The 1,727-nt window shown below is 47.8% G+C and carries 2 protein-coding genes and 1 pseudogene; all 3 read left to right on the forward strand.

Features of this window, described 5'->3' with window-relative positions; all coding sequences use genetic code 11:
- Window positions 1-81 (forward strand): annotated as a pseudogene (locus R7Q47_RS23680) (flagellar biosynthetic protein FliQ); the annotation flags it as partial.
- On the forward strand, window positions 81-857 hold the full coding sequence (gene fliR, locus R7Q47_RS23685) for a flagellar biosynthetic protein FliR (RefSeq protein WP_042779688.1): 777 nt from the start codon (window positions 81-83) through the stop codon (window positions 855-857). The pseudogene R7Q47_RS23680 and the gene fliR, both read left to right, overlap by 1 nt.
- The coding region (locus R7Q47_RS23690) for a flagellar type III secretion system protein FlhB (RefSeq protein WP_318089578.1) at window positions 854-1,727 on the forward strand (874 nt) is incomplete at its 3' end. The genes fliR and R7Q47_RS23690, both read left to right, overlap by 4 nt.

The following is a 1,727-nucleotide window of genomic DNA, read 5'->3' on the forward strand; positions in this document are numbered from 1 at the left end:
TTTGCAGGACACTGGATTCTTCGCAAAATCATGGAGTTGTTTGATTTCTTGTTCCACAACATTCCGGGGATGATTGGCTGATGGCCATCACATTTGCAGACCTCTCCGCGATTCTCGGTCAACTTTGGTGGCCGTTTTTTCGTGTGGGAGCGGTATTTTTATCCATGCCATTTTTTGGTGATGCGTTGATTCCGATTTGGGTTCGCAGCTTATTAGCACTCTCAATCGTGGTCATCACAGCGCCATTAATGCCAACAATGCCTACGGTTGAACTCTTCTCGTTAACCTCTTTGTTTCTGGCATTTGAGCAAGCGATTTGGGGGGTGATGTTCGGTCTGATTCTGCACATGCTGTTTAACGTGTTCACCATGCTCGGCCAAACCATTTCTTTGCAGATGGGTTTGGGTATGGCAATGATGAACGACCCTGTGAATGGTCTGTCGGTGGCGATTCTAGGCCGTATCTTTTTGATTTTTTCGACCTTACTCTTTTTGTCACTAGAAGGGCACTTACTGGTGATCGACATCGTTATTCAGAGTTTTGTGGTGTGGCCTGTTGGCTCAGGCATCACGGCCCTATCACTGCAAGGCGTGATCAATGTGTTTGGTTGGATGTTTGCGGCTTCTCTCGCACTTGCGCTGCCCGCCATCGTGTCAATGCTGTTGGCGAACATCAGCTTTGGTGTGATGAACCGCGCCGCACCGTCTCTGAACGTTTATGCGCTAGGTTTTCCGATGACCATGCTACTTGGCCTGTTCAGTGTTTTGATTTCTGTTTCCGGTGTTCCGGGCCGCTACACCGCGCTGGTGCATGAGACGATCCGACACTTAAACAACTTTATGTTGGGGGGCGCATGAGCGATCAGTCGTCACAAGACAAAACCGAAAAGGCCTCCCCCCAGAAAGTTAAAAAAGCCCGCCAGGAAGGCCAAATTCCACGAGCGAAAGAATTCACCACTGCAGTCATTTTCATGGCTGTAGCGCTGTATTTTTACTCTCAAATCAATAGCATCTGGGAAAGCATGTTCGGCATTTTTCGCTATAACATGTCGTTGACGAAAGCCGACCTAGAAAACCCACAGCAAATGGTAGAACAAGTGGGTCAGAGCCTTGGCATGATCATCGAAATGCTGTTGCCACTTTTCACGGTTATCATCATCGTGACGTTCGGTAGCAGTATGGTCTTGGGCGGCTGGATGTTTCGTCCCGCAAACATGTTGCCAAAGCTGAGTAAACTCAACCCGCTCAGCGGCATTAAGCGTATTTTCTCAACGCGTTCGTTGGTGGAACTGGTTAAGTCGACAATCAAAGTAACAGTGATTTTCGGCATCCTTTACGGCTACTTGGACAATCACCTTCAGCCATTGTTAGGCATTCAAAACCTTCCGCTTAACCAAGGTTTTTCAATGGTGATGTCTATCTTGTTTGAAGGACTGCTCTTGATGGGATTTGCTTTGCTGTTGTTTGGTGTGATTGATATTCCTTACCAACGTTGGGAACACCTCAAAGAACTTCGCATGACGAAGCAAGAATTGAAGGAAGAATTCAAAAACAACGAAGGCCGCCCGGAAGTCAAACAACGTATACGCCAAATTCAGCAGCAGTTTGCGCGCCGAAAAATCGACAAAATGGTACCGACTGCCGACGTAGTGATCACGAACCCGACACACTATGCGGTCGCTCTAAAATATGAACCGTCGCTCTCAGATGCACCATTTGTGGTCGCCA

The organism is Vibrio sp. Vb0349, from assembly GCF_033338975.1.